Here is a 19,230-nt window from a genome sequence, read left to right as displayed (position 1 = left end):
ATTTTTTTAACGCTGTTTGCGTTTTCGGTACTCTACCGGTGTTTCATTGGTCCAGCGCTTAAAAGCCCGATAAAAGGTACTCGGTTCAGAAAAGCCTGTCAGATATACAATGCGTTCTACACTTTCACTGGTATTGGCAAGAAGCTTTTTTGCCAGTCGGCAACGGTAATCAGAGAGTATTTGCTGAAAACTGGTATTAGCTTCACTCAGTTGGGTGCGTAGGCGTCGAGGCGTGATATTCAACTGGGCAGCTACAGTTTCCAAGGTTGTTTCACCACTTTCCAGCGTAGAACCGATCGCACGCCGTACTTCTCCGACCAGGTCATAACGTGCCAGTTCCTGCAATTTTTCCAGTGCCAGCTGTTCATGTAGCTGTAATAATTCCGGCTCGGCCTGCCATAAGGGATAATCTAGAATAGAGGGGTCAAAATACAGGCGGGTTTCTTTCTGGCCCAGACTGACCGGACAACCGTAAACCCTCAGGTATTCATCTGGCGATGCGCCTTCACTAAAATTAAAATCAATGAAGATCGGGGTGAAATTCCCCTCGGTAATAAATTTGAAGAAGCGTAGCACGCCTGACATCGCACACTCAGAAAAATGGCGGTTAACCAGATTATCAGGAGAAGCTACTGATCCGTTTGTTAAATAGCAGCTGTCTTCTTCTATGATAAGTTTAGCATGAAAAGCATCACTGATCAGGCGCTGATAAGCCAAAGCACGTTTCAGGCCTTCGCCAAAATTATCACTACTAATAAAGAGATGTTCAATTACCTGGCCCCGATATAACGGCAGATGTTCACCTAGATGTAACCCGATATCAGCGTCTTTACTGACTTCTTCAGCTGCTGTCCAGAAAGCATGTTGTGCACTTAAAGGTGTACGTGCATTGATTTCAACCTGATTCAGTGCAACGCCTGCTTTTGTTAATATTTCTTCGGTTGGTAATCCCGCACGACGAATCGCTTGATAGCCAAATCGCAACACAACCGATGCATCAGTTAGCTGACCCACGCAATACCCTTCCTTGTATGTTATTCATTTATACTTAAAACATTAATTTTAGATTAACTGTGATTGGCCGAACTGACAACTCTATTCAGGTATTTTTTGTTGAAAATATTTATGAAATGACTTCGCTTAATTTACTAGCAGCTAGAACCTCGACAGGCCTGATGTGTCTTGTGTTTGACACAAAAATTGGCTATAATTTGCGCCTTTCCAATTTGATCATCAGGTAGGCTATGGCCAATAAAGAGGAACTCATTGAGTTCGAAGGCGTTGTCACCGAAACGCTTCCTAATACTATGTTCCGTGTCCGTTTAGAGAATGGTCATGAAGTGATTGCACATATTTCTGGCAAAATGCGCAAGCACTATATTCGTATTTTGACTGGCGACAGCGTTAAAGTTGAAATGACGCCTTATGACTTAACTAAAGGCCGTATTACTTATCGTGCCCGCTAAGTCTGAGTAAATATAAAAAGCCACCTCTATTTCGTGGCTTTTTTTATACCTGTTTTTATATTTTATAAATTACCTATCCGAATTTCTTTATAGATTCCTGTATTTGATCCCGCCTTTTATCGTGTTTTACTGTTCTATAACGCTTTATGGTTTTTAAAAATCTTAAGCTTGATACTGTTTTCTGATTTATAGGTTAGATCATGAACAGTTTAAAACTTGTTTTCCTGGGTCTGGGCTTTACCGGTTTATTGACTGCCTGCACTACAACCTATCAGGCACAGCCAAATCTCGATACTTATCTGGAACAGTTTATTGGGCAATCTGCTGAACAGATTAAAGCCAAGATTAATCTGCCAGCTTTAGGCTATGAGCTTAAAGGTTCACCAGTGCAGACTGCAAACCAGCTCAGCTATACGATTTTGCGACCCCTTGCTGTACCTATTCCGTCTGGCCTGCAATCTGTAGGCACAGGTGGAGCTGTCATTGCCCCTCCTACCAGTTTAGGTGCCAACTCTTATGAAATTGATATGTATTGTCAGATCAGTTTTATTCTTCAAAATAATATTGCCAAAGATGTGCAATATCGTGGCCGTTCCTGTTAGCTCATCCTATAACTAAAATGAAAAACGCAGCATAAGCTGCGTTCTTTATTTCTTTTTTAAATTAGCCGAGTGCCTGCACTACTGCCTGGCCCATTTCAGCAGTTCCGATTTTTTGCATGCCTTGTGACATGATGTCTGCAGTACGCAAGCCTTGGTCTAATACCTGGCCTACTGCATCTTCAATCGCTTGAGCTGCAGTTTCTTCACGGAAAGTATAGCGCAGCATCATGGCAACCGACAAAATAGTGGCTAGCGGATTGGCAATATTCTGGCCGGCAATATCAGGTGCTGAACCATGACAAGGTTCATACATACCTTTACCATGTTCATCCAGTGAGGCAGATGGCAGCATTCCAATCGAACCGGTCAGCATTGCAGCTTCATCAGAGAGAATATCCCCAAATAGGTTACCGGTTACGATGACATCAAACTGTTTTGGCGCACGTACCAGCTGCATGGCTGCATTGTCGACATACATATGTGATAATTGGACCTCTGGATATTGCTCCGCCTGAAATGCAGTTATTGTCTGCTTCCAGAGTTCAGTGACTTCAAGTACATTGGCTTTATCAACCGAGCAGACTTTTCCACCACGCAGTCCAGCAATCTCAAAAGCGACTTTAGCTATTCGCTTGATCTCAGATTCGCTGTATACATCGGTGTTATAACCCTGCTTTTCACCATTTTCCAGTTCCCGGATTCCGCGTGGCTGGCCAAAATAGATTCCCCCCGTTAACTCACGTACAATCAGGATATCCAGTCCAGCTACAATTTCAGGTTTTAAACTTGAAGCATCTGCCAGCTGGGGATATAAAATTGCCGGACGCAGATTAGCAAACAGATTCAACTCGCTACGGATTTTAAGAAGACCACGCTCAGGACGGATTGAACGTTCAATCGTATCCCATTTAGGTCCACCTACAGCACCAAGCAGAATCGCATCTGCCTTTTTTGCCTGCTGACTGGTAACTTCAGGGTAGGGTTCACCATGTGCATCAATTGCGGCCCCGCCCAACAGTCCCTGTTCCCAGCTCAAGTCCAAACTAAATTTTTCATTCACACGGTGAAGGACCTGTTCTGCTGCTGCAATAATTTCAGGTCCGATGCCGTCGCCAGCTAAAATGAGGATGTGTTTGGACATATGCATTTCCATAATTTTAAAACCAGCGTATATCTACAGCTGATGAGCGATTAAAGTTTCTTTTCCACAAACTCGCCCAAACCCGTCAATACATTATAAGGACGGCAGAACCGGCGAATCGTGCGTTTTTCCTGTTGCAGATCGACACAGAGCGGATCAGGTGCTGAAACATTTAGCAAGCTTCCGGTTCTGCTTGAACGATCACGAAACATATGAAAGGTGTAGCGCTGATTAGCCTTGAACTGATGAATGACATGCAGTTTTTCAGCCCGATCCTGCGATATAGGATAAAAACGGATTACCACTTCATACTGTTTGGCTGGAACTGACAGGTACAACGGATTCGGCTGGCTGAGGGAACTGCCCTGCAAACGTACAATTCCTTCACGGATTGCTTCCGAATTTACCCGATGTGTTAAGGGATCAACGATTTGAATATCACTAATCCGCTCAAATTCACAGTTTTCTGTTCCTGAACAGTAAATCAGCGCATTCGTCTGAGATTCTGGTTTTTCCGCATATTTAATACGGACAGTGTCTACCGCGTTCTGAGTACTTTGACATGCACTAAGTAACACGCCACATAAACTGATAATAACACTATGGCCGAATATCCTGTTCATCGTCCGAGCCCAACCTCATATATAGAGAAACTATAAATATTTTTATAGTCAAACATGTTAGCAAGACTTGGGCTCCTGCGCTACGCCTAAATGTCGAGCTTAACCTTGAATATTATTGAAAACCCATGGACGTGACTTTTGGATTTTCGCTTCATATTCACGGATTAAATCTGCATCCTGTAAAGTCAGACCGATATCATCAAAACCGTTTAACAGACAATGCTTGCGAAACGGGTCAACCTCAAAACTGAAGCTTTGACCATCAGGTGTACGCACCTGCTGAGCGGCCAGGTCTACTGTGAGCTGATAGCCTTCATGGGTATTTACTTCCTGAAATAACTGATCGACCACTGACTCGGGTAAAATGACCGGCAGCATGCCATTTTTAAAACAGTTATTAAAGAAAATATCAGCAAAGCTTGGTGCAATAACGGTACGGAAGCCGTATTCATTTAGCGCCCAAGGTGCATGCTCACGGCTGGAACCACAACCAAAGTTCTGACGTGCCAACAAAATATTGGCATCCTGATAACGTGGCCGGTTCAAGACAAAATCCGGATTGATCGGACGCACTGAATTATCCTGACCCGGATAGCCTTCATCCAGATAACGTAATTCATCAAACAGGTTATCACCAAAACCGGTCCGTTTGATGGACTTTAAAAACTGCTTTGGAATGATCAGATCAGTATCGACATTCGCACGATCTAATGGCGCAACGATTCCCTGTTCAACAGTATATGCTTTCATGGTGTGCTCCTTAGAAAGAACGAACATCAACAAAATGACCGGCAATTGCCGCAGCAGCTGCCATCGCTGGACTTACCAGATGAGTACGTCCACCATTGCCCTGACGGCCTTCAAAGTTACGGTTAGAAGTAGAAGCACAGTGTTCGCCTGGCTGTAACTTGTCTGCATTCATAGCTAAGCACATGGAACAGCCCGGTTCACGCCATTCGAAACCTGCTTCAATAAAGATTCTATCAAGACCTTCGGCCTCAGCCTGCTGTTTTACCAAACCAGAACCCGGCACCACCATCGCCTGTTTGATGCTTGATGCCACCTGTCGGCCTTTAATGACTTCTGCTGCTGCACGGATATCTTCAATACGGGAGTTAGTACATGAACCAATAAAGACACGGTCCAGCTGGATTTCAGCCAAAGGCTGTCCGCCATTTAAGCCCATATACTGGTAAGCACGGGTCCAGTCATTGCGTTGTACATCATCTTTAGCCTGTTCTAACATAGGTACAGCCTGCGATACAGGAATAACCATTTCAGGTGAAGTACCCCATGAGACCTGTGGTTCGATCTCTTCGCCCTGCAATACAACTACCGTATCGAATACTGCATCACTATCCGAATGCAGGGTATTCCAGTAAGCCACAGCCTGATCCCATTCTGTACCTTGCGGGGCATAATTACGGCCTTTGACGTATTCAATGGTTTTTTCATCGACTGCGACCATGCCTACACGTGCACCAGCCTCAATTGCCATATTGCACACGGTCATGCGGCCTTCTATCGACATGTCACGGAAAACCTGACCACCAAATTCAATGGCATAGCCTGTGCCACCTGCGGTACCAATCTTGCCAATAATTGCCAGGACTACATCTTTTGGCGTGACACCCTGACCAAGCTGGCCATCGACACGAACCAGCATATTTTTCATTTTTTTCTGGACCAGACACTGGGTTGCCAGCACATGTTCAACTTCTGATGTACCAATCCCGTGAGCCAGACAGCCAAATGCTCCATGAGTTGCAGTATGTGAGTCGCCACAGACTACTGTCATACCTGGTAAGGTTAGGCCCTGCTCCGGCCCAACCACATGTACAATTCCCTGACGGATATCATTAATACCAAATTCTACAATATTAAATGTCTTGCAGTTGTCATCTAGGGTTTGCACCTGAATTCGTGAGGTTTCATCTGCGATACCGGCAATGCCCTGTGCCCGCTCTGCCTTGGAGGTAGGTACATTATGGTCAGGTGTTGCAACATTGGCACTTAAGCGCCAAGGTTGACGGCCTGCTAGCTGTAATCCCTCAAAAGCCTGCGGAGATGTCACTTCATGCAATAAATGACGGTCGATATAGAGTAGACATGAACCATCATCCCGCTGGGAAACCAAGTGATCATCCCATAATTTGTCATATAATGTTTTTGCTGCTGATTGATTGCCTGCCATGTCGACGTGCTCCAAGGACTGGGTATTTCCTAAATTATTTTAAATTATAATCGCTATTTTACATAAATCTAATTTATCATTTTTATTAATTATTAAACTTTTTGGAATTAAAAAATTTTATTCATTAGAAATAATTTAAAATCGGATTTGCTTTATTATTTCTTAAATTTTATAAATAATACTGAATATATAAAAAATCCTTATAGGATAGAGTATCCACATGAATCTTGCCGCCTTCGAAGCTTTTGTCAAGGTAATGGAAACTGGTTCCATTTCCCAAGCTGCCGAGCAACTATTTATCACCCAGCCTGCGGTGACCAAACGTATCCACAGTCTGGAGGATTACTTCGGAGTTAAACTTTTTGAATCTGCGGGACGAGGTGTACAGGCGACTCATGCGGCCCACTCTCTCTTGCCTAAAGTCAAAAACTGGTTAAATGAGCTAGGTGATATCCACCATACTTTGAGTCATGAACAAAGTCAGGTGCAGGGACGCCTAAAAATTGGCACTAGTCATCACATCGGACTGCATCACTTACCCCATCATTTGAAGAAATATGTACAACAATTTCCAGATGTGACACTGGATGTACATTTTGTTGACTCTGAACAGGCACACGAACAGGTGCTCGCGGGTGATCTGGAACTGGCATTTTTAACCTTGCCGCCACAGGGAGATAGCCGTCTGAATTACAGTACCATCTGGAATGATCCTTTGGTTTTTGTAGCCGCACCTTTTCACCCACTCGCCCAGCGCAGTAACTTAAAGCTGGAAGACCTGATCGCCTATCCGAGCCTGCTACCTTCAATTCAGACCTATACCAGCCAGATTACGCTTGCGGAATTTGAAAAGAAGGGATTAAAACCCAAAATCACAATGAGCAATAATCCTTTAGAATCAATCCGCATGCTGGTTTCAATCGGTCTAGGTTGGTCCGTCCTGCCACAAAATCTGATTAATCAGGATTTACAACGCCTGGATATTCCGCTGGAAATGAGCCGTAAACTGGGTCTGGTATGGCACCCGGGGCGCAGCCAGTCCAGAGCCATGCTGGAACTGATCGACATGATGGATACAGAAATAAAAATATAGCACCTCGAAGTGCTATATTTTGAAACCGGATATACAGCTTAGATTGACCAGTCATGAATTTCCCATCCCTGCGCCTCGGCCAAGGCCTGCAAGCGCTCATCCGGATTGACTGCAATAGCATGGCTTGCATATTCGAGCAAAAACCGGTCATTAATTGAGTCCGAATAAGCCCACGATTCGGTTACTGTACGGCCATTTAACCATTGTTCCAGACGAGCCAGCTTACCCTTCTGGTAACATGCTATTCCAGTTACCTTGCCAGTATACCGATGATCAATTAGCTCTGCATTGGTGGCAATAATCTCGGTAATACCGAATTCACGGAAAATAGGCGCAGTAATGAAGTCTGAAGTTGCGGTAATCCCGACAATTTCATGACCCAATGCCTGATGTTTTTTGACAGTTTCAAACCCTTGAGGCCGCATTTGCGCACGAATAACTTTTTGCATAAATCGTTCATGCAATTCGGTCAGGTAAGGTAAATCATGTTTTGTCAAAAACTCAAAAACAAATTCATTGTAAGCAATCGGGTCCAGCTGACCAGCTTTATAGTCTTCATAGAAGCTGTCATTGATCTGACGGTGACGTACCGGATCGACCAGTCCCTCATTGACCAGAAATTCTCCCCAAGAATGGTCAGAATCGGTGTTAAGGAGCGTATGGTCCAGATCAAATAAAGCCAATTTCATAAAAATTCTCGTTAAAACTGAAATTTAAAGCAAAAAAATGTAAATCTATCTCCGCTAGTCGATAGAAATTCGTTAAGATCATAGCAATTTTTAACATTTTACTTTGATCTTTTTTCGAGCTGGATGCAGTTATTTATCATCCCCGATTTCAAAGTTAAGCCAATAGATAAATTTAGGTAGCCAAATGATCGACTCAGAAGGTTTCCGACCGAATGTCGGGATCATTTTGGCAAACGATGATGGACAGGTGTTATGGGCAAAACGCATTGGACACAATGCATGGCAATTTCCACAAGGAGGGATCCAGTTTGGAGAGACCCCTGAGCAGGCACTTTATCGTGAACTGAGAGAAGAAGTCGGCTTATTGCCTGAACACGTTGAAATTATTGCGCAGACTAAAGGCTGGCTGCGTTATCGTTTGCCACACCGGTACATCCGCTCCGATTCAGAGCCTGTATGTATCGGACAAAAGCAGAAGTGGTTTTTATTAAAACTAGTGGCCTCTTCCGAGCATATCCAGCTGGACCTGTCCAATCCGCCAGAATTCGACCAGTGGCAATGGGTCAGTTACTGGTATCCACTCGGACAGGTGGTAAACTTTAAACGGGATGTTTACCGTAGGGCCATGATGGAATTGTGTATGCAGTTACCACAGCAGCCATCCTGAAAATTCAGCATTTTCGCGAATGATTTTTGTCAGGGCTGCTGTTATAAAGAGTAAACAGATTTAAAAATATTTGGAGCATTCATCCATGTCAAACATGCAGCTGGACACCCTAAGACGTATTGTGCAGGAAATCAATGCGTCGGTCAGTCTGCATGAGTCCTTGGAAATTATGGTGAACCGGGTGGCCGAGGCCATGAATGTGGATGTGTGTTCGGTTTATCTGCTAGATGAACGCAATCAGCGTTATCTGCTTATGGCTTCAAAAGGTTTAAAGCCAGAATCTGTCGGGAATGTCTCGTTACAGGTAGGTGAAGGCCTGGTTGGACTGGTCGGTCAGCGTGAGGAAATCGTCAACCTCGACAATGCTCCTAAACATGAACGATTTTTATATTTGCCAGAAACCGGTGAGGAAATCTATAACTCCTTTTTAGGAGTGCCAGTCATGTATCGCCGTAAGGTGATGGGTGTATTGGTTGTACAAAATCGGGAATCACAGGATTTCAGTGAAGCGGCTGAGTCTTTTCTAGTCACGCTGTGTGCACAGCTCTCCGGCGTTATTGCTCATGCCCATGCTGTAGGCAATATTGATGTCTTTCGAAAATTCAATAACTCTACCACTTATAAAACCTTTCAAGGCGTTTCAGGTGCAGGTGGAATCGCCTTAGGCCGTGCAATCATTTTATATCCTCCGGCTGATTTGGCTGCCGTGCCTGACCGTGAAGCAGAAGATATTAGCGATGAGCTGAATTTACTTGATCAGGCGGTACAGTCAGTGCGTACTGAAATCAAGGCACTGGATGAGAAAATGCAGGATTCCCTGATTTCTGATGAACGGGCGCTGTTTAGTGTCTTTTTACGGATGCTGGATGAAAATGCTTTGCCGGCCGAGATTAAAGAGTTGATTCGAAATGGCAGCTGGGCACAGGGCGCTGTCCGCCGGGTAATTGATAAACATATTAATCTGTTCTCCCTGATGGAAGATGATTATCTGCGTGAACGGGTGGCAGACTTAAAAGATTTAGGCCGACGTATTCTGGCTTATTTGCAGGAGGCTGAGTCTGGTCACCGTGAACTAAGTGCTGACAGTATTTTAATTGGTGAAGAAATCAGTACGGCGGCACTGGTAGAGCTACCTGTCGATAAAATTGCTGCGATTGTCACCTCTGAAGGCGCAACCAACTCACATATGGTGATTGTAGCGCGGGCATTAGGTATTCCGACTGTTGTCGGTGTAACCGAATTACCCGTTAATACGCTTGATGATGTCGAGATGATTGTAGATGCCTATCAAGGCCGGGTTTTTATTAATCCGCCACGGCGCCTGCGTCAGCGCTATAAAGATGTGCAAAAAGAAGAAGAGCAGATCGCCAAGGATTTAAAACAGTATGAGACTCGTGATGCGATCACGCCAGATGGACATGTGGTTCCGCTTTACGTCAATACTGGTTTAATGATCGATGTGGTCCGTGGTGTTCAACGCGGCGCCAAAGGTGTAGGCCTGTACCGCTCTGAAATCCCCTTTATGCTGCGTGACCGTTTTCCGGGTGAAGAAGAACAGCGTGCAATTTACCGCCAGCAGCTGAGCCACTTTGCCAATAAACCGGTAGTAATGCGTACGCTTGACATTGGTGCAGATAAAGATCTGCCATATTTTTCAATTGAAGAAGAAAATTCGGCGCTCGGCTGGCGTGGTCTGCGTTTTACATTAGACCATCCGGAAATTTTTTCCTCACAGATTCGTGCCATGCTCAAAGCCAGCATTGGGCTCAACAACCTGCATATTTTGCTGCCTATGGTAACCAGTGTCAGTGAAGTAGAAGAAGTGCTTTACCTGCTAGAACGGGACTGGGTCGCGGTTCAGGAAGAAGAGCAGGTCAAGATCACTAAACCAAAAATCGGAATCATGGTGGAAGTACCGAGTGTACTGTTACAGATTGATGAATTCGCCGATCTGGTAGATTTCTTTTCAGTGGGTTCGAATGACCTGACTCAATATTTGCTGGCAGTTGACCGTAATAATCCTCGGGTTGCCAATGTCTATTCACATTTTCATCCTTCAGTACTGCGAGCCCTCTACCGCCTGGTGGGAGAATGCCGGAAATATAACAAACCTATCAGTATTTGTGGAGAAATGGCAGGCGATCCACTTTCGGCAGTACTGTTAATGGCAATGGGCTTTAATACTCTTTCCATGAGTTCAAGTAATATTTTACGGGTACGAAAAGCAATCTGTCATACACCGTTTAGTGATGCTGAACAGTTACTGGAAGAAGTACTGAGAATGAATAATCCACTGGTCGTAAAAAGCTGGCTTGAGCATTACTTTAAAACGCATGGCCTGACTGATATGGTGAAATCTAGCCGTCTGGTGGTATAAATGTCAGCTTAACTTAAGCTGCAAAGCTGAAACAGGAAGGACGATAATCATCAGAATATCGCCCTTGCTTATGTTTGCTATAACCGCGTTTTGCATTTTTTTTGCGGTCTGTAAATACATGACTGCGGTTGACTTCATGCATATGTTTAGCAACAAAGTTATGAATAATAACTTCTGGCTGCTTCTTGCTTTTTGCCATAGTGTTTACCTATCAGGTCAGATTAATTCAGAGTATTATTTTTACACAGAGCCTGTGCCAGCAGATTATCGCCTATTTTACTCTGCTGGCAAGAGATATTGATGGGGGCAGTATGTATTTTTTAAAGTCACGCTACCCTCTCATCAAGATGCTTTTTTATACCCTTAAAATTATAGAAACTTTAAGCAGGAAAAGCCCGTTCCAGTACACGCTGCATATCAACTAAATGGAGATCGATCAGTCCTGTAACCCGACCATGAAATGCCGTATAGCGAGTCTGGATAAAGGCATTTGCTACAAAATCTGGAGCATATTTTTTCAATAGTACTGCTTGTGCCAGAATGACCAGGCGACTCACTAAAGTCCGTGCCATAAATTGCAGCTGATCTGGACTTTGTGCGAAAAGCTGTAGCAACTGCTGTAATTCCTGTTGTAACAATGGTTCATCCTGAATAGTTCCGGCAAATGAATGTATTAAAATCTCTATAGATTCGCGGTCACGCTGTACCGCACGTAATACATCTAGGCACATTACATTGCCTGAACCTTCCCAGATTGAGTTTACCGGTGCTTCCCTGAAAATACGTGCCATGATTCCGGTTTCGACGTAGCCATTGCCTCCAAAAACCTCCATTGCTTCGCCACTCAGTTCTACCACTCTTTTACAGATCCAGAATTTTGCAGCTGGCGTCATCAGACGTTGCCAGGCTTTAGACAGCGGATCATCTTGCTGGTAGCAGGAAGCCAGATGCATAGCTAACTGTACTGCTGCTTCAGATTCCAATGCCAGATCGGTCAGTACTGATTGCATGAGAGGCTGTGCTGCCAGAGGTTTACCAAAAGCCTGACGCTGCCGGGTATAGGCTAGACACTGAACCAGTGCCTGACGCAACATGGCACTACTGCCTACTACACAGGTCAGCCGGGTATATGCGGCCATTTCAATAATAGTCGGAATACCTCTGCCCGCCTCACCCAGCATGATTCCCCAAGCCTCCTGAAATTCGACTTCACTACTGGAATTACTGCGGTTACCCACCTTATCTTTTAAGCGCTGCACATGAATACTGTTTTTGCGGCCATCCTCCAGCCAGCGCGGCACAAAGAAACAGGCCAAACCATCTTGTTCGGTATTGGCGACCACCAGATGTGCATCACACATCGGCGCTGAAAAAAACCATTTATGACCGGTAATCAGATAACCCTGCCCACGTCCACGCTGTCCGACTGGTACTGCTTTGGTCTGATTGGCACGCACATCGGAGCCACCTTGTTTTTCAGTCATGCCCATGCCTAACCAGATTGATTTTTTCTGGTCTATGGGCAGGTCGCGTACATCATAATGCTGCGACAGTAATTTATCACCCAGCTGTTGCCATAGCGCCGGTTCACGCTGTAGCAAGGGAATACTGCCAAGCGTCATGGCAGTTGGACACAGACTACCGCATTCGATCTGCCCATTTAAATAAAAACGTGCTGCCCAGTTCAGCCAGCCTTGTGCATCATCTGGTTTACTAAAAGGATAGGCATGGACTTCATAGCTGCGGTTGAGTGCCATCCACTGATGCCAAGCCGGATGAAACTCAATTACATCACAGCGCCGGCCACGTGCATCAAACGCCTTAAGCTCCGGTGTATAGCGGTTAGCCTGTTCGGCATACTGATAATATTCGGCAGAACCGGCTATCGTACCTAACTGGCTTAGCCTAGCCTGATCTTGACTTTGATGGCGTTGCAATATTTCCTGTAATATCGGATCGGTATCAAACAGGTTATAGTCTTGAAGTTCATCAAACTGATTCTGGATTTGATGAGTCGCCCATGTATTCATTCTTCTTTCCATATAGTCATTCTTATCTTTCTTCAGTATAAAAGAATCAGCTCTATATAGTGTTCGGTTTCTCCTATATGAAAACACCAGCCTTTAAAGCTCGCCGCAAACCGCAACAGTCACGTGCGCGCATGACTCAGGCCGCCTTACTAGAAAGCTTTGTTCGGCTTTTAGATACTCAAGATTACCCTGATATCACTATTCGGGATATTACCGAGCTGGCAGGTGTCGGCTTGGGTACTTTTTATGAATACTTTGGTGATAAAGATGAACTGGCCGCACTTTGCATCCATCAGTACATTAAACAGCAGGCCAAAGCCCTAGAACAGTATGCCAATACCTTAGAAGCCTCTTTAGAATTAGCGTTATATATTGAAGCACTGGTTAATTTCCAGATTCAGAGTATTTGGCAAGAACAGCACATTTGGGCCACTTTATTTTTACTTGAACGTCAGATTTCCAGTTTGTCTGCCTATCAAAAACACTATCGCTTACATGTAGAAAGCTGGTGTAAGGTTCTTGTGCACCTCTGCAATTGTCCTAGGCAAGAACTCGAAAGTCTTGCCCTCAATCTGCACCGGATTATTTATGGCATGATTTCACAGACCCTGCTTCAGGAGCCGGAATACCAGCACTGGTTTGAACTGAAACAAGATATCCGGCGCGCTATCTCCGGCTTTTTACCCTTAAGCCCTTAAAATCTAATTAATTAATTAAAAATAAAATAATAATCGTTTTTACCTATACAAACCATTAATTTTTATCGTTGGTAAATCAATCAGATAACCTCTAAATTATGCTTAACAGAACAGATATACTGAAAGTTTATATAGCTCGTAGTTCAAGGCAGAGCCAATACGCAGTGAACATGCCGGTATATAAGGTTCCTTATCGATACTGGAAACAGTGGCAGCTAGAATACAGTGATTTGATCAGTAGTTCAGTCAGAAAAACTGGTCCTATTTTAGAGCACCACTGCACCAGACATTCAAAGAATGGAGCATAGCATGAGTCAAGACATCAAAAAGTGTCCAGTCAGCCACTTAACTACAGACTTCGGTGCGCCCGTTGTAGACAACCAGAATAGTATGACTGCTGGCCCACGCGGTCCGCTTTTAGCCCAAGATATGTGGCTTAATGAGAAACTTGCCAACTTTGTCCGTGAAGTTATTCCTGAACGCCGTATGCACGCTAAAGGTTCCGGTGCATTTGGAACATTTACTGTCACCAAAGATATTACCCGGTATAGTTGTGCCAGCATTTTCTCTGAAATTGGTAAACAAACTGAAATGTTTGCACGTTTTACCACTGTCGCAGGTGAACGTGGAGCAGCTGATGCTGAACGCGATATTCGTGGCTTTGCCTTGAAGTTTTATACTGAAGAAGGCAACTGGGATATGGTCGGTAACAACACGCCAGTGTTTTTTCTGCGTGACCCGCGTAAATTCCCGGATTTGAATAAAGCTGTTAAACGTGACCCACGCACTAATATGCGTAATGCCACTTATAACTGGGATTTCTGGACCTTGCTGCCTGAGTCATTACATCAGGTCACTATTGTTATGTCAGAACGCGGTATTCCTGCCAGCTACCGACATATGCATGGTTTTGCCAGCCATACCTATAGCTTTATTAATGCCAGCAGTGAACGGTTTTGGGTAAAGTTTCACTTCCGTACCCAGCAGGGTATTAAAAATCTGACAGATGCTGAAGCAGAAGTACTGATCGGAAAAGACCGTGAAAGCCACCAGCGTGACCTGTATGAGGCCATTGAACGGGGTGAATATCCGAAATGGACCATGTATGTCCAGGTCATGCCAGAAGCAGATGCCGAGAAAGTACCATATCATCCTTTTGACCTGACAAAAATCTGGCCACATGCCGATTATCCACTGATTGAAGTCGGTGAATTTGAACTGAACCGTAATCCGGAAAATTTCTTTCTGGATGTAGAACAGTCAGCTTTTGCGCCAAGTAATCTGGTTCCGGGAATTAGTGTATCACCTGACCGTATGCTGCAGGCACGCCTATTTAATTATGCCGATGCCCAACGTTACCGTCTGGGAGTAAACTATCAGCAGATCCCGGTGAATAAACCACGCTGTCCGGTACATTCTAACCACCGTGATGGACAGGGCCGGATTGATGCCAACTATGGCAGCCTGCCACATTATGAGCCAAACAGCTTCAGTCAATGGCAGGAACAGCCGCAGTATAAAGAGCCGCCATTAAAGATTACAGGTGATGCAACATACTGGGATTATCGTCAGGATGATGCAGACTATTTCAGTCAGCCACGTGCACTTTTTGCTCTCATGAATACTGAGCAAAAACAGGTTTTATTTGAAAATACGGCACGGGCAATGGGAGATGCGCTGGATTTTGTTAAATACCGCCATATCCGTAACTGTTATGCCTGCGACCCGGCTTATGGTGAAGGTGTTGCTAAAGCACTGGGATTAGAAGTAGCTGATGCCCAGGCTGCACGTGATTCGGACCCGGCCTATGGCCAGCCAGGTTTTCTCTAATCTGAAATAAACCCTTTAAAAAGAAACCATCTGGTATGGTTTCTTTTTTTGCTTGTCAGGCATAAGAGCATTAACTCTTTACAAAAAATTCTCACCATGTGCGAGAATATTGTTCCTGAAGAAATCAATTAAAAATAATTTCTGAAAAGACACTGCTAATAGATGCCAGGCATATCTTTATGCGTCCACTCTTTACCATTCAGCTCACGTTAGCCTTACTCTGGTTATATCAGGGGCTTGTTCCCAAGATTCTGTTTCAATCTCCTGATGAAATCATAATCTGGCAAAATATGGGCATTGATCTGGTGCTGGCTAAAATTTTGCTGGGTCTGTCCGGGGGCATCGAAATGCTGTTCGGTTTATTCTTCTTGAAATGGCCTAGATCTATTCTCTTGCATAGCTTAAACATCATCGGACTTATAGGACTGCTACTGCTGATTATATATATAGCACCTCTTCAACTTACAGCTGCGTTTAATCCGGTAGTCATGAATATTGCCATGCTAATGCTTTCTGTAGTGGCAGTTCAGCTTATTGTACAAGAACAGAATAAAGACCTTAAACAATGAGGCGTCTTCCTTCCCGTATGCAATAAAATGGCCCCAACAGTTTGGATGAATTTTGCATGGCTATATTCAGGTCCTGTTCAGGCTGCTCACGACCTTCATCTGTGAGCTGGAAAGTCCGGTAATGGATTGCCAGTGAACGACGGGGTGCCAGATCCAAATGTGCCTGAAATGCTTCTTGAGGATTCATATGCATATATTGCATCAACTCTCGCGGCTCATATGCGCCGATCGGAAGCAAAGCGATCCGGGGAGCTCCCAGTTCGGCATGAATCTGTTTGAAATGCGGTGAATAACCTGTGTCACCTGCAAAAAAACAGTGACCGGTCTCATGTATGATTGAAAAGCCTCCCCACAAAGCCCGGTTACGATCACGCAAACCACGCCCTGAACCGTGTTGTGCAGGTGTGTACACTATTTGAAACTTATGCAACAATGCAGCCTGCCACCAGTTCATTTCTATTACCTGAAACTTTTTAGGCAGATAAAAACTGTTGCCAAGCCCGGTATAAATTGGCATGGCAAATTTTTTGTGCAACCAGCGTAGAGTTGCCAAGTCCATATGGTCGTAGTGGTTATGACTCAAGAGTACGGCATGAATTTCCGGTAATTGTTCTAATGCAATACCGGCAGTACAGCTTCGTTTTGGACCTGTACCCTGCTGCGGACTGACATAGTCTGCCCACACCGGATCTGTCAGAAAATTATACGGCCCGATTTGAATCAGTACGGTAGCATGACCAATAAACCAGACCTGCCAATCGTCCATACTGGCATGTGGCCGGTTCTGTGGACCCGCATGTGCCGGAATTTCTGCCTGTGTATTTTCCTCTTCCCATGGCAAAGGTTTACGGCTATATAACCACTTGATCAGATCACGGCGCCGATAACCGGCCGGATGAGCCACATAATTAAAGAACTCTTCTCCATTGTAATGGTCAGAAGGGCTGAAACTAAAGTCAGGTTTTCTCAAGGTATGTGACCAGCAGGATTCCGTCTTTAAACGGTAAGAGTAAGGAGCTTGCTTATTCATGAATAAAAATCTTTATATAAAACGGCAAATCTGTAGGTATAAATACTGATATCTGGCCGTGATTATGCTGTGTCATCGAGGCGACCTTTCATACGTTCCATCCAGACCTTCTGGGTTTGGGGTTTTACAAAAAGTGCCACCACTTCCGGATGCACCTTTTTTGTATTGGCCTCAATCCGGTTTACACAGGCTTCAATCTGGTCTGAAGTCAGGTTATCTTTAAACTCAAGACTCAAGGCAGCCAGCACCTGATGTGCACCCAACTGTTCAGTAATCAGACCGTTTGCCGAGAGTACCGCCGGGTCCTGCTGTGCAATACTCAGAACATTTTGCCGCAATAAGGGATCTGCAGTTTCTCCCAGCAGCAATCCCTTGGTTTCCCGGCCCAGCAATAGGGCTGCCACAGCCAGAATCACACCAATGAGAATTGAAGCAATACCATCAAGTACTGGCATATTCAAAGTATGGGAAAAATACACACCGAGCAATGCAATTACCAAACCAAGCAGTGCAGCTGTATCTTCAAATAGAACTGTAAATGTAGTCGGATCTTTACTACGCCGGAATGCCTGAAAGTATCCAAGTTTACCCTTGCTTTTGCGAAAGCTTTTTAAAGCGATAAACCATGAAGTACCTTCTACAACAATAGCAATTCCAAGTACAACATAGTTAATCACCGGTGAAACGATTTCTTCAGGATGACGAATATGCTGAATTCCCTGATAGATCGAAACTACCGAACCTAATGCAAACACCATCAGGGCCACAATAAAAGCCCAGAAATACAGTTCTCGTCCATAACCAAAAGGATGACGCATATTGGCTGGCTGCTGGGATTTTTTCAGTCCATAGAGCAGCAAGATTTCATTGAGGGTATCAACAACTGAATGGATTGCCTCACTCAGCATAGCCGAACTGTTCGTCAGATAAGCTGCCACGAACTTGACCATTGCAATGATCAGGTTCCCGATCAGGGCTGCATAAACAACGAGTTTATTGGATTCAGACATGGAAAATGACCTAATTTTATTTTTATCAGACCGGCTGATTCAATTTTCTAATGGACTTTCCTGATCTTAGCCAAACTTGGGCCTAACTTTTTTTATTTTTTGTTGTTTTCTCTGCTGTTAGTTATTACATCTTCATCAGCTAAAGTTGCAGGGCACGCCCGTGCTTTTATAGAAGCCACTAAACTATAAATATTTAAAGTTTAATGTTTTTTTGCTCTATATTGACTGTGCCAGTCCTTCCAGAAGTATAGAACAATACCAAACATTACAATAATTACCCCAGCAAATGCATGTGAACCAATTTGTTCATTATTCAGTGTGGCGCCTAGTATAAGCGCCAATACCGGGGTAATCACATTACTTAAAGATACTGTAGAAGCATTTAAGCGCTTGATCAGCCAGAAATAACACAGCATCGCCACAATAGAGGACATAATCATGGTAAATAAAAACCCGATTATGGTTTTAGTACCCGGTATAGCAGTCGGTATATGTTCATAAATAAAAGGAACCAGCAGTAGTGAAGCCAGTGCTGATACTAAAAGCGAGCCTGTTGCTTGAGACATAGGGGCCAAAGGCGCATTAATCTCTTTAACCCAGAAAATCGAGCTGATATAGGACACCATACTGATAAACATCAGTATAACGCCAATTGGATTTACCTGAGTTTCTGCCTGATCTGCAAAAACGAAACTTAACCCTGCAACTGCTATCGCCATGCCCAGCCATTGTAGTGCCACCAATTTTTGAGTTTTCAAGATGACATGACCAATCAGCCCGGCAACCAGTGGCGAAAAACCAAAAATTAAAGCCATCAACCCCGAAGTAAGATAATTAGCTGCTAAATAGATAAATAACTGTGCACCAATCAGGTTCAGGCTACCGGCCAGATAACTCTTCATGGCCATCTGATCAAAAGGTAATGGAGCACGCATCAGTTTTAGAATCAGGAATGCCAGTATTGAAGCGCCAAAATAGCGAATAATGAGTACCCACATCGGGTGAACTTCTTCTACACTCCAGACAATGGCCAGTGGCGTGGTTGCCCAGATCAATACCAGTAGTGCATAAACAGATGAAGTAAACAGTAACGATGCAGATGGAGTGCCAGAAGCAGTTGAACTCATAAAATCGCTCATTCTTTAAAATTGAGTTTTTACCAATAAAAAACAGACCTATAGTGGGTCCATACTATAGGTCTGTTCAATAGA

19 protein-coding genes are annotated in these 19,230 nt (G+C 44.2%); 8 read left to right on the top strand and 11 right to left on the bottom strand.

Features of this window, described 5'->3' with window-relative positions:
• Nucleotides 1–6 precede the first annotated feature (6 nt).
• On the bottom strand, nucleotides 7–1,014 hold the full coding sequence (locus tag ABZP31_RS01730; protein ID WP_005016726.1) for an AraC family transcriptional regulator: 1,008 nt from the start codon (nucleotides 1,012–1,014) through the stop codon (nucleotides 7–9).
• Between the two features lie 230 nt (nucleotides 1,015–1,244).
• Between ABZP31_RS01730 and infA the strand changes: the two genes are divergently transcribed.
• Together infA and ABZP31_RS01720 are read left to right on the top strand one after the other, a co-directional pair.
• A complete protein-coding gene (gene infA / locus ABZP31_RS01725; RefSeq protein ID WP_001284370.1) occupies nucleotides 1,245–1,466 on the top strand; it encodes a translation initiation factor IF-1 in 222 nt (73 codons plus the stop codon).
• Between the two features lie 200 nt (nucleotides 1,467–1,666).
• The gene (locus tag ABZP31_RS01720; RefSeq protein ID WP_005016730.1) at nucleotides 1,667–2,068 is read left to right on the top strand and encodes a hypothetical protein; all 402 of its coding nucleotides are present in this window, start codon (nucleotides 1,667–1,669) and stop codon (nucleotides 2,066–2,068) included.
• Nucleotides 2,069–2,129: 61 nt separating this feature from the next.
• Here ABZP31_RS01720 and leuB read toward each other — a convergent pair whose 3' ends face one another.
• From leuB to leuC, 4 genes are all read right to left on the bottom strand, one after another.
• A complete protein-coding gene (gene leuB / locus ABZP31_RS01715; RefSeq protein ID WP_005016753.1) occupies nucleotides 2,130–3,209 on the bottom strand; it encodes a 3-isopropylmalate dehydrogenase in 1,080 nt (359 codons plus the stop codon).
• Nucleotides 3,210–3,259: 50 nt separating this feature from the next.
• A complete protein-coding gene (locus ABZP31_RS01710; protein WP_005016754.1) occupies nucleotides 3,260–3,832 on the bottom strand; it encodes a hypothetical protein in 573 nt (190 codons plus the stop codon).
• A gap of 99 nt (nucleotides 3,833–3,931) precedes the next feature.
• Complete coding sequence (gene leuD / locus ABZP31_RS01705; protein WP_039900834.1) at nucleotides 3,932–4,582, bottom strand: 3-isopropylmalate dehydratase small subunit; 651 nt, start codon at nucleotides 4,580–4,582, stop codon at nucleotides 3,932–3,934.
• Between the two features lie 10 nt (nucleotides 4,583–4,592).
• Nucleotides 4,593–6,026: a 3-isopropylmalate dehydratase large subunit gene (gene leuC, locus ABZP31_RS01700; protein ID WP_248133890.1), complete on the bottom strand. Its 1,434-nt coding sequence runs from the start codon at nucleotides 6,024–6,026 to the stop codon at nucleotides 4,593–4,595.
• A 220-nt stretch (nucleotides 6,027–6,246) separates the two neighbouring features.
• Here leuC and ABZP31_RS01695 point away from each other — a divergent pair, with 220 nt between their 5' ends.
• Nucleotides 6,247–7,119: a LysR family transcriptional regulator gene (locus ABZP31_RS01695; protein WP_005405980.1), complete on the top strand. Its 873-nt coding sequence runs from the start codon at nucleotides 6,247–6,249 to the stop codon at nucleotides 7,117–7,119.
• Nucleotides 7,120–7,157: 38 nt separating this feature from the next.
• On the opposite strand, the gene ABZP31_RS01690 is transcribed toward ABZP31_RS01695, so the two are convergent.
• Nucleotides 7,158–7,808, bottom strand: coding sequence for an HAD family hydrolase (locus ABZP31_RS01690; RefSeq protein ID WP_367156874.1), 651 nt, complete (start codon nucleotides 7,806–7,808; stop codon nucleotides 7,158–7,160).
• Nucleotides 7,809–7,992: 184 nt separating this feature from the next.
• On the opposite strand from ABZP31_RS01690, the gene ABZP31_RS01685 reads away from it, so the two are divergent.
• Both ABZP31_RS01685 and ptsP read left to right on the top strand, forming a co-directional pair.
• Nucleotides 7,993–8,475: an RNA pyrophosphohydrolase gene (locus ABZP31_RS01685; RefSeq protein WP_005016769.1), complete on the top strand. Its 483-nt coding sequence runs from the start codon at nucleotides 7,993–7,995 to the stop codon at nucleotides 8,473–8,475.
• 85 nt (nucleotides 8,476–8,560) lie between these two features.
• The gene (ptsP, locus tag ABZP31_RS01680; RefSeq protein ID WP_005023238.1) at nucleotides 8,561–10,852 is read left to right on the top strand and encodes a phosphoenolpyruvate--protein phosphotransferase; all 2,292 of its coding nucleotides are present in this window, start codon (nucleotides 8,561–8,563) and stop codon (nucleotides 10,850–10,852) included.
• Nucleotides 10,853–10,865: 13 nt separating this feature from the next.
• Here the strand turns inward: ptsP and ABZP31_RS01675 are convergent, their stop codons facing one another.
• Both ABZP31_RS01675 and ABZP31_RS01670 read right to left on the bottom strand, forming a co-directional pair.
• Complete coding sequence (locus tag ABZP31_RS01675) at nucleotides 10,866–11,051, bottom strand: hypothetical protein (protein WP_005023237.1); 186 nt, start codon at nucleotides 11,049–11,051, stop codon at nucleotides 10,866–10,868.
• A 181-nt stretch (nucleotides 11,052–11,232) separates the two neighbouring features.
• A complete protein-coding gene (locus ABZP31_RS01670) occupies nucleotides 11,233–12,882 on the bottom strand; it encodes an acyl-CoA dehydrogenase family protein (RefSeq protein ID WP_248132331.1) in 1,650 nt (549 codons plus the stop codon).
• A gap of 77 nt (nucleotides 12,883–12,959) precedes the next feature.
• Here ABZP31_RS01670 and ABZP31_RS01665 point away from each other — a divergent pair, with 77 nt between their 5' ends.
• The 3 genes from ABZP31_RS01665 to ABZP31_RS01655 all read left to right on the top strand — a co-directional run bounded on the left by ABZP31_RS01665 (nucleotide 12,960) and on the right by ABZP31_RS01655 (nucleotide 15,979).
• Nucleotides 12,960–13,580, top strand: coding sequence for a TetR/AcrR family transcriptional regulator (locus ABZP31_RS01665; RefSeq protein ID WP_005023232.1), 621 nt, complete (start codon nucleotides 12,960–12,962; stop codon nucleotides 13,578–13,580).
• 309 nt (nucleotides 13,581–13,889) lie between these two features.
• Nucleotides 13,890–15,410 (top strand): catalase, encoded by a 1,521-nt coding sequence (locus ABZP31_RS01660; protein WP_005405433.1) that lies wholly within the window; start codon nucleotides 13,890–13,892, stop codon nucleotides 15,408–15,410.
• Between the two features lie 179 nt (nucleotides 15,411–15,589).
• Nucleotides 15,590–15,979 (top strand): DoxX-like family protein, encoded by a 390-nt coding sequence (locus tag ABZP31_RS01655; protein ID WP_005405434.1) that lies wholly within the window; start codon nucleotides 15,590–15,592, stop codon nucleotides 15,977–15,979.
• Here the strand turns inward: ABZP31_RS01655 and ABZP31_RS01650 are convergent.
• The 3 genes from ABZP31_RS01650 to ABZP31_RS01640 form a co-directional block, all read right to left on the bottom strand.
• Nucleotides 15,969–17,009: an MBL fold metallo-hydrolase gene (locus ABZP31_RS01650; protein ID WP_005405435.1), complete on the bottom strand. Its 1,041-nt coding sequence runs from the start codon at nucleotides 17,007–17,009 to the stop codon at nucleotides 15,969–15,971. The genes ABZP31_RS01655 and ABZP31_RS01650 overlap by 11 nt on opposite strands.
• A 62-nt stretch (nucleotides 17,010–17,071) precedes the next feature.
• Nucleotides 17,072–18,019: a cation diffusion facilitator family transporter gene (locus ABZP31_RS01645; protein ID WP_005405436.1), complete on the bottom strand. Its 948-nt coding sequence runs from the start codon at nucleotides 18,017–18,019 to the stop codon at nucleotides 17,072–17,074.
• Nucleotides 18,020–18,219: 200 nt separating this feature from the next.
• Complete coding sequence (locus tag ABZP31_RS01640) at nucleotides 18,220–19,146, bottom strand: EamA family transporter (RefSeq protein WP_248133887.1); 927 nt, start codon at nucleotides 19,144–19,146, stop codon at nucleotides 18,220–18,222.
• Between the last annotated feature and the right edge of the window lie 84 nt (nucleotides 19,147–19,230).

Source organism: Acinetobacter sp. FL (genome assembly GCF_040744925.1).
Taxonomy (GTDB): domain Bacteria; phylum Pseudomonadota; class Gammaproteobacteria; order Pseudomonadales; family Moraxellaceae; genus Acinetobacter; species Acinetobacter radioresistens.
Note: the sequence above shows the minus strand (reverse complement) of the source record. Positions and strands in the feature narration are given on the sequence as shown.

Coding starts and splice junctions, on each gene's coding strand:
- ABZP31_RS01645 (WP_005405436.1), bottom strand. CDS start 18,019: ATGTCTGAATCCAATAAACTCGTTGTTTATGCAGCCCTGATCGGGAAC.
- leuB (WP_005016753.1), bottom strand. CDS start 3,209: ATGTCCAAACACATCCTCATTTTAGCTGGCGACGGCATCGGACCTGAA.
- ABZP31_RS01675 (WP_005023237.1), bottom strand. CDS start 11,051: ATGGCAAAAAGCAAGAAGCAGCCAGAAGTTATTATTCATAACTTTGTT.
- ABZP31_RS01655 (WP_005405434.1), top strand. CDS start 15,590: ATGCGTCCACTCTTTACCATTCAGCTCACGTTAGCCTTACTCTGGTTA.
- ABZP31_RS01660 (WP_005405433.1), top strand. CDS start 13,890: ATGAGTCAAGACATCAAAAAGTGTCCAGTCAGCCACTTAACTACAGAC.
- ABZP31_RS01710 (WP_005016754.1), bottom strand. CDS start 3,832: ATGAACAGGATATTCGGCCATAGTGTTATTATCAGTTTATGTGGCGTG.
- ABZP31_RS01640 (WP_248133887.1), bottom strand. CDS start 19,146: ATGAGTTCAACTGCTTCTGGCACTCCATCTGCATCGTTACTGTTTACT.
- leuC (WP_248133890.1), bottom strand. CDS start 6,026: ATGGCAGGCAATCAATCAGCAGCAAAAACATTATATGACAAATTATGG.
- ABZP31_RS01650 (WP_005405435.1), bottom strand. CDS start 17,009: ATGAATAAGCAAGCTCCTTACTCTTACCGTTTAAAGACGGAATCCTGC.
- ABZP31_RS01690 (WP_367156874.1), bottom strand. CDS start 7,808: ATGAAATTGGCTTTATTTGATCTGGACCATACGCTCCTTAACACCGAT.
- ABZP31_RS01720 (WP_005016730.1), top strand. CDS start 1,667: ATGAACAGTTTAAAACTTGTTTTCCTGGGTCTGGGCTTTACCGGTTTA.
- ABZP31_RS01685 (WP_005016769.1), top strand. CDS start 7,993: ATGATCGACTCAGAAGGTTTCCGACCGAATGTCGGGATCATTTTGGCA.
- leuD (WP_039900834.1), bottom strand. CDS start 4,582: ATGAAAGCATATACTGTTGAACAGGGAATCGTTGCGCCATTAGATCGT.
- ptsP (WP_005023238.1), top strand. CDS start 8,561: ATGTCAAACATGCAGCTGGACACCCTAAGACGTATTGTGCAGGAAATC.
- ABZP31_RS01665 (WP_005023232.1), top strand. CDS start 12,960: ATGAAAACACCAGCCTTTAAAGCTCGCCGCAAACCGCAACAGTCACGT.
- ABZP31_RS01695 (WP_005405980.1), top strand. CDS start 6,247: ATGAATCTTGCCGCCTTCGAAGCTTTTGTCAAGGTAATGGAAACTGGT.
- ABZP31_RS01670 (WP_248132331.1), bottom strand. CDS start 12,882: ATGAATACATGGGCGACTCATCAAATCCAGAATCAGTTTGATGAACTT.
- infA (WP_001284370.1), top strand. CDS start 1,245: ATGGCCAATAAAGAGGAACTCATTGAGTTCGAAGGCGTTGTCACCGAA.